1 pseudogene is annotated in these 982 nt (G+C 70.1%); it reads left to right on the forward strand.

The features are described 5' to 3' along the window. Positions 1–5 precede the first annotated feature (5 nt). Positions 6–982, forward strand: a pseudogene (locus tag ACFO3J_RS35910) (IS5 family transposase); the annotation flags it as partial.

Here is a 982-nt window from a genome sequence, read left to right on the forward strand (position 1 = left end):
CGGTCGTGGCGCGTTTTGACGTGACGGATGCCGAGTGGGCTCTGATCGAGCCGCTTTTGCCGGTGGCGGCCACCGGGCCGTTGCCGCGGCGGGTGCGGGACCAGTTCAACGGGGTGCTGTGGCGGTTTCGCACCGGCAGTGGCTGGCGTGATGTTCCCGAGCGGTACGGGCCCTGGTCAACGGTCTACTCCCGGTTCAACAGCTGGGTCAGGACAGGGGTTTTCCAGGGCCTCATGGACGCGTTGATCGCCGAAGCCGCAGCCCGGGGGCAGGTCGGCCTGGAGCTGGTCAGTGTGGACTCCACGATCGTGCGGGCTCACCAGGAGTCAGCGGGGCTCGCGGTGGCGGGAGAGACCCTGGATGCCCTGGAGCAGGCACTGACCGAGGAAAAGGGGGCTCCGCTTCCCGGGCAGCCTCCGGTGCTGCGGGTGATGGGGCGACGGCCGCTGCCGGCACGGGCAGGGCAGGTACGACGCCGCAGGAGGATCGTGCCACCACGCGGGGGCGCCGCAGGACCAGGGCGGATACCGCCGGACTCGGCCGGTCCCGAGGCGGACTGAGCAGCAAGATCCACGCCGCGGTCGACGCCACGGGACTGCCCCTGTCGTTCGTGCTCACTCCCGGACAGGCCGCGGACTGCCCGCAGTTCCAGACCGTGCTGGACAAGATCCGCATCCCCGGGCCCGTCGGCCGCCCCCGCACCCGACCCGGCGCCGTGGCCGCGGACAGGGCCTATTCCTCCAGAGCCAACCGGGCCTACTTACGCCGCCGCCAGATCACCGCAGTGATCCCGGAGAAGACCGACCAGCAGGCCAACCGGAAGAAGAAGGGCTCAGCCGGCGGGCGGCCGGTCACCTACGACCCGGAACGCTACAAACAGCGCAACACCGTCGAACGCTGCTTCCAGAAGATCAAGACCTGGCGCGGCCTGGCCACCCGCTACGACAAGGCACCCGAAAGCTACGAGGCCGGACTCCACCTC

Source organism: Streptomyces polygonati, assembly GCF_042650325.1.
In the GTDB taxonomy this organism is placed as follows: Bacteria; Actinomycetota; Actinomycetes; order Streptomycetales; family Streptomycetaceae; genus Actinacidiphila; species Actinacidiphila polygonati.